This window comes from Nocardia sp. NPDC058497, from assembly GCF_042720195.1.
GTDB lineage: Bacteria > Actinomycetota > Actinomycetes > Mycobacteriales > Mycobacteriaceae > Nocardia.
Genome location: NZ_JBHXMY010000178.1, coordinates 1 through 6133 on the forward strand (window position 1 = coordinate 1; position 6133 = coordinate 6133).

At 68.1% G+C, this 6133-nt stretch carries 6 protein-coding genes; 1 reads left to right on the plus strand and 5 read right to left on the minus strand.

Translation table 11 applies throughout. The annotated features are described in order from the left end of the window. Together ACFWPJ_RS14580 and ACFWPJ_RS14585 are read right to left on the minus strand one after the other, a co-directional pair. Positions 1 to 316: AI-2E family transporter (locus tag ACFWPJ_RS14580; RefSeq protein ID WP_378851233.1), on the minus strand; the 316-nt coding region annotated here is incomplete at its 3' end. Between the two features lie 137 nt (positions 317 to 453). Next, positions 454 to 879: a MarR family winged helix-turn-helix transcriptional regulator gene (locus ACFWPJ_RS14585; RefSeq protein WP_378851236.1), complete on the minus strand. Its 426-nt coding sequence runs from the start codon at positions 877 to 879 to the stop codon at positions 454 to 456. On the opposite strand from ACFWPJ_RS14585, the gene ACFWPJ_RS14590 reads away from it, so the two are divergent. Next, positions 770 to 1636 (plus strand): alpha/beta fold hydrolase, encoded by an 867-nt coding sequence (locus tag ACFWPJ_RS14590; RefSeq protein WP_378851238.1) that lies wholly within the window; start codon positions 770 to 772, stop codon positions 1634 to 1636. The two genes, ACFWPJ_RS14585 and ACFWPJ_RS14590, sit on opposite strands and share 110 nt — an antisense overlap. Positions 1637 to 1655: 19 nt before the next feature. Here ACFWPJ_RS14590 and ACFWPJ_RS14595 read toward each other — a convergent pair whose 3' ends face one another. From ACFWPJ_RS14595 to ACFWPJ_RS14605, 3 genes are all read right to left on the minus strand, one after another. Continuing rightward, positions 1656 to 2558 (minus strand): helix-turn-helix domain-containing protein, encoded by a 903-nt coding sequence (locus tag ACFWPJ_RS14595; protein WP_378851241.1) that lies wholly within the window; start codon positions 2556 to 2558, stop codon positions 1656 to 1658. Positions 2559 to 2561: 3 nt separating this feature from the next. Beyond that, on the minus strand, positions 2562 to 3983 hold the full coding sequence (locus tag ACFWPJ_RS14600; protein WP_378851256.1) for a hypothetical protein: 1422 nt from the start codon (positions 3981 to 3983) through the stop codon (positions 2562 to 2564). A gap of 191 nt (positions 3984 to 4174) precedes the next feature. Beyond that, the gene (locus tag ACFWPJ_RS14605) at positions 4175 to 6061 is read right to left on the minus strand and encodes a serine/threonine-protein kinase (RefSeq protein WP_378851244.1); all 1887 of its coding nucleotides are present in this window, start codon (positions 6059 to 6061) and stop codon (positions 4175 to 4177) included. Between the last annotated feature and the right edge of the window lie 72 nt (positions 6062 to 6133).

The following is a 6133-nucleotide window of genomic DNA, read 5'->3' on the forward strand; positions in this document are numbered from 1 at the left end:
CCTGGATCCAGTCGCGGACCTGGTTGACGCCCGCGGTGGCCTTGTCGGCGAGTTCGGGTGCCTGATCGGCCACCGAGGGCACGATCAGCGCGATCACCCCGGACAGCAGCGCGAGGAATCCCACCAGGGTGATCGACGCGGCCAGCGCGGGCGGCAGCCTGTGCTGGGTCAGCCACCGGGTCGGCGGCCACAGGATCGTGGCCACCACGATCGCCAATGCGACGGGCAGCAGCACCACCCACAGCCGGGCGGCGACCGAACCGAGGACCCACGCTCCCGCCGCGATCACGACGACGCACAGTGACCATTTGGCCACCCACAGGATCCCGCTTCCGATCACGTCCCCGCGATCACGCCACGACTTCCCGTTCGGTTGTGCCCCATTGTGTTCTTTCACCGGCCCGCTCACACAGCCAGTCTGGCACGCCTGCCGGGAATGTCGCGCGACGTCGGCTAGTCGGGCTCGGTACGGCGATCGTCGTTCATATCCACATTCGCGAAGGGTTCACGTAGGTGACGCAGGACGCGCAGGCAGGTGTCGATGTCGGCCGCGGTGAGCTCGCCACCGACATCCCGGAGCCTGGCGTGTTCGCGGGCGCTCGCCGTTGCCATCGCCGCTCGCCCCTGCTCCGTCAAGGTGATCAGCGGTGAACGTCGATGCCGGGGGTTGCCGAGGGTGGCGACGAGGTCAGCGGCCATCGCGTCGTTGACCATCCGCTGGACGAACTGGCGACTCAGTGCCTGTGCGCGCCCCATCTGCGGAACGGTCATGGGCCCGTGTCGGCTCAGCAGATCGAGAACCGCCCGAACGCCCACCGAGAGGCCCGGGGGCAGCGTGTCTTGCTCGATCACAGACGGTGTCCTCGCGTATCGAGACACCGGAGGTCCGGGCGCCCCGCTGGTGCTGCTCCATGCCGGCTTTCTCGGCTCGCCGATGTTCGAGTGTCAGCTGCGTGGTCTGCGCCGAGGGCATCGTGTGATCGCTCCCGACGCGCGGGGGCACGGTGAATCCGCCAACGCGACAATGCCTTTCCGGCACACCGACGACCTGGCGGCCTTGCTGCGGCATATCGATGCGGGTCCCGCTGTGCTGGTGGGCGTGTCGATGGGAGCCATGATCGCGGTCGACACCGCGATCGAGTACCCGGAGTCGGTACGCGGACTGGTGGTCAGCGGTCGCGGGATCGGTGAGCCGCAGTACCGCGATCGGTGGTCACGCGAACTCGCCGACACGCAGGCCGGTGCCTTGGCGCGCCGGGATATCGCGGCGTGGATGGACACGTTTCTGCTCTGGGCGGCCGGGCCGTCTCGTTCGCTGGTCGACGTGGACCCGATCGTCATCGGCAGGATTCGGGCGACGGCAGCACGGACTCTGGCCAAACATACTGCGCCGGAACCGGATTACCTCGTTCCCGTTGCCGACGTAGCAACCCGGGCGGCCGGGATCGCGGTCCCGGTGCTGGCCGCTGACGGTGCTCTCGACGCACCGGACCTGATCGCGACCGTGGACCGTCTCCTGGATGTGGTCCCCGATGGGCGGCGCCGGACCATCGACGGAGCAGGCCACTTTCCCAACATGGAGCAGCCGGAGGCCTACAACAGGCTCGTCGAGGAGTTCGTTCGCGAGCTCGGCTGATCCCGGGGACTGGACCTGCCTACTGGTCGTTGGCGGCGATGCGTTCGACTCGGCGCGCGGTGGCGAGCAGTTCGTCGATGTAGCGCCGGCGCGCAGCGGCGGTGACTTCGGTGCGCAGTGGGCCGATCTGGACTTCGAAGAGGGCGCGGCCGTCGGCGGCGAGGACGGGTGCGCTCAGGTAGCCGAGCGACAGCGACGCCGGGGAGTTCAGGTCGGCTTCGGTGTGGGCGGTGCCGGTGATGTCGCCGAGCAGGCTCAGGACGCGCCCGCGAAGTTCGTCGGCGGCGGGCCGGCCGGAGAGCAGATCGACCACGTCGGCGAGGACACGCAGCGCGGTGAGTGCGCCGGGGCGCAGGCTCCAGGCGCAGCAGCCGGTGGTGCGAATCGTCGCCAGGACCTCACGGAACTCGGCGCGGCGTGCGGGGTCACCGCGATCGAGCCAGCTGTTCTGGGCGGTGGCCGGAGCATGGGCGATGAGGGTCGCGCCCGCGGGCGGGAGCAGCGGGATACGGGTTCCGTTCTCGATGCCCGCGGGGATGAGGCCGTGGCCACCGACGACCGTCACGAAGACGAGGTCGTCCCCACTCAATGCCGTGAGGGCGGCGCCGCAGCCGACCCGGGTGGCCAGGTGTTCGAGTTCCGCGCCGATCGCCGCGTCGTCGGCGACCACCGCGGGTGCCAGGAGTCCGACCCGGGCGAGGCCGGGACCCAGCTGGTAGGTCAGGTCGGTGTGCCGCCGGACCCACCCGTGCCGGTCGAGGGTGGACAGGATGGCGCCCACCGTCGACCGGCTCAGATCGAGCGATTGCGCGATCTCGGCCGCCGAGAGCGCGGTGCCGCGGGCCGCGAGCAACTCCACCACGGCGACAACCCGGCTGGTCGGTGGTGAATCATCCTGGGGGCGAGACGCATCGGATCGCATACGTCAGCGCGGTGCGATGCGGAACAGCCCGCTCATCGTGCCCTGATAGAGGGTGCGGTCGGGGGAGATGGTGCCGACCATCTGGAGCGTGTTGTGCAGCGCGGTGGCCCCGATCAGCTTCTCCGTCTCGATGCGCCCGGAGACGGCATCGATCACGGTGTAGCGGAAGTTGTCGGTCAATCCGACGCTGCCGGTGGGGATGACGGTGTGCCTGGTCACGGTGTAGATCTTGCCGTCGGCCACCGACAGGCGGGGAACCGCCGCCGACAGCGCCTTGTTCGTCCACACCACCCGGCACCCGGCGCCGGTGACGTCGACCCGCACCATGCCGCCGGTGAACTGGGCGTTCGCCGGTTCGCTCGGTCCCGCGCCCTCCGGAACGGCGGGATACGGGTATCCGTAGGTGCCCGCCACGAACAGGCTGTTGCCCGCACCGATCGGGGAGTTCTCGGTGCCGTCGACGGTCGGCACCGAGCAGATCTGGTTGCCGGTCGCGGTGTCGAAGACCAGCAGGTTCTCCTTCGGCACCGCGTTGTCGGTGATCGCCAGATATTCGGTGCCGCTGCCTGGTCCGAAGAAGGTGGGGGTGGCGCCGGTACCCCAGGACAGCTGACCGGGTTTGCGGGCCGGGCCGCGATCGTAGGCATGACGCCACACCACGCGCGGATTGCCGGAGCCGTCGACGTCGACCAGGTACAGCGCGTGCGTGGTCGCGACGGCCACGCCTTCCGGCGCGGTGGAGATGCTGTTGGCGACCTTCTCGCCGGGGCCGAGCACGATCGAGCGGGCCACGCCGGTCGCCGGGTCGGAGAAGCCGGCCACGGCATTGTCGGTCGCGAACCACACCCGGCCGTCGAAATCGGGCATCACCGAGCTGACGGCGTCGCAGTCCCCGCCGCCGCAGTGGCCGGTGACCGCCTGGGCGATATCGGTGGCCGATTCGATGAAGACGGTCCAGTCGCCGCCGTCACGGCGGTGGCCGATGCGCAGCAGTGTGCCGCTGCCGTCGACGGTGACCATGCGGTCGCTGCTGTCGAGGTAGGCGTACACACCACCGAGGAGGCTGCCCTTGCTCAAATCGAGGGAGGCGAGCGGCTGACCGTTGGCGGGATCGAGCAGGAACACCTTCGGCGCGCGGTCGACGATCTTCGTGCACAGGGCCTGCGGCATCCCGTCGGCACCCTGGAGAATGGTCGGGCAGGCGGCCGCGAGCTCGCGGAAGTCGCTGTCGACACGCCCCGTGCCGGGACCGGCGAACGGTGTGGCGTCGGAGGATTCGGCGTCACCGTGCATGGTCGCGGTGCCCGGTGGGCCGAGATGGGGATTCGCGGGTGGTAGCGAACCGAAGCCTGCCGTGGCGGTGCCGGTGCTGAAGATCAGCAACGCGGTCATGCTGAGTGCGGCGGTCGCGGCGGCGCGACCCATTCTCTCGAACACGGGCGACTCCCTGGGGCGTAGTGCAGGCGTGCCACCCAACCGGGAACTCCACCTGGCTACGAATATTCGAAAGCTGATCTTCGAATATTCGTATGGCAGTACAGGCTAGGAGGTCGTCACTGCCTTGGCAAGGCCCTGTGGTCTGGCCGAGGAGATTCCAGGAACCCGCCTGATCGGAGCTAATCGCCGGCAGAGTGCGACTGCGGGGTCGAGGCGATGCTGGACGCGGTTGCCACGCGTTCGAGCGCCGCGAGATCTTCTTTGATGACGCCGAACAACAAATAGGCGATGACGAAGCAGATGATGCCGCCGATGCACAGTATGCGGACCGCCCAGACAATGGAATCGATCGCGGTCCCGGGCAGGAACGTGATACCGGTGACGCCCACCAGCGGTATCGCGGCCGCCACCGTGAGGTAGAAGCCGGTGCGCGCACTGAGTCGGCGCAGGTATTCGACATCGGCGGCGTCGGAACGTCCATGCACCAGGAAGACGGGGTACAGGCCCCGCACCACATACCAGGTGATCGCGAAGTTGGGATACGCCACCGCGATCGCACCGCACACGACCACCGACAGGAGGAAATGGGCATAGGTGCCACCCGGAACCCCTCCGGCGATCAGATTCAGCAGCAACGGAAAGGTGACGCCGCCGAGAGCCCAGAAGGCGAAAGCTATCCCGGCCACCCGGTTGCCGAGACATAGCGCATCGATCCGTGCCCGAGTGAGAGTCTCCTCGGAGAATTTTCGTCCGAGACGCAAGCCGAGAAGTACCAGAATGAGGCGGCGCGCGACGTAGAGAATCAATACTGTGGCAACCGCAATGGCGAGTGGATACAGGATCGCGGCGACGTAGTTGAACGAATACTGGGCCTCGGTCGTGAGCGTACTGACGATGAGTGTTTTATTGTAGTAGTAGTTGTACCCGGCCGCCACGACGTTCGGTACTCCGATCGCGATCACCAGGATCGGTATCGGCCACAGTGGCCCGGTCGGTCGGTGGCTGCGCCGCGGCGCGTCGACCAGATCCCGGGCACGAGGGTCCAGACACAGCTCGAATTGCTGAGCCAGCTCCGCGCCATGGGCCCACCGATCCTCCCGCTCCGGCGACATACATGTCAGCAGCACCCGGCGCAGCGAGGCCGGGCAGTCGGCGGGGAGGTCATCCAGGAATTCTTGCGCGATCGGGCGGCGACGCAGTTCCAGGAGCTGCTCGACGGCTGCCCGCGAATCCTTCGCCTCGATCCGGGGAAAGGGCCGCCGCCCGGTCAGCAGTTCCCACAGCATGACGCCGAGGGCGTAGATGTCGCTGCGCGTGTCCAGGTCGTCGACCGTGCCGGGCAGCGCCGGGTGGCTCGCCTCGAGGTGTTCCGGTGACATGTAGGCGAGGGATCCGCCGAAGTACGCCACCGGATTGCTGCCGGCGAGGTGATCGCTGAAGCTGATGTTGAAATCGGCCAGCTTCGGCACACCGTCGGCGGAGAGCAGCACATTGGCCGGCTTGATGTCGCGGTGCAGCACACCCCGGCTCTCGGCATAGTCCACCGCCTCGGCGAGCCGGCGTCCCAGCCAGGCCACCGTCTCCGGCCACGACAGGGCGGCGATCTCGTCACGCACCCGGGCGTCCGAGGTCCGGATCTCGCCCTTCTCCGCCAGCGCCTCGTCGACGACGTCGAGCAGGAGTTGTCCGCCGCGTTGTTCCGGGGCGGTCTCGCGGACCCGGTCCAGCACCGATGCCAGCGTTCCGCCCGGCAGGTACTGCATGTACAGCAACTTCAGCGCGTGGCCGGGGAGCAGACGCTGGTCGTAGACCCGAACGATGTACTCGTGTTCCAACCGGGCGAGGGTCTGGGGTTCGGTGCCATGATCGGCGGAGATCTTCACCGCCACCAGTCGCTGCATCGAGCGTTGCCGCGCCAGGAATACCCTGGCGAACACGCCGTGGCCCAGCTCGAGCAGCAAGTCGAAGTCGTCGATCCGGTCCCCGGGTTCCAGCTCCTCGCCGACGACGGACGCGCTCGACCGCGGATCGACAGCAGCTGTGGCTTCCTCTGCCGGTTCGGTCATCGCACGTCCCTCCGAGGCGAACTCCGAGGCATGATCAATATTATCGCGGCGCGCGCCGGCACAGAGGTGGCG

Excerpts from the sequence above, each read along its gene's own strand:
- ACFWPJ_RS14590 (WP_378851238.1), top strand. The coding sequence starts at position 770 with ATGGGCCCGTGTCGGCTCAGCAGATCGAGAACCGCCCGAACGCCCACC.
- ACFWPJ_RS14595 (WP_378851241.1), bottom strand. The coding sequence starts at position 2,558 with ATGCGATCCGATGCGTCTCGCCCCCAGGATGATTCACCACCGACCAGC.
- ACFWPJ_RS14600 (WP_378851256.1), bottom strand. The coding sequence starts at position 3,983 with ATGGGTCGCGCCGCCGCGACCGCCGCACTCAGCATGACCGCGTTGCTG.
- ACFWPJ_RS14605 (WP_378851244.1), bottom strand. The coding sequence starts at position 6,061 with ATGACCGAACCGGCAGAGGAAGCCACAGCTGCTGTCGATCCGCGGTCG.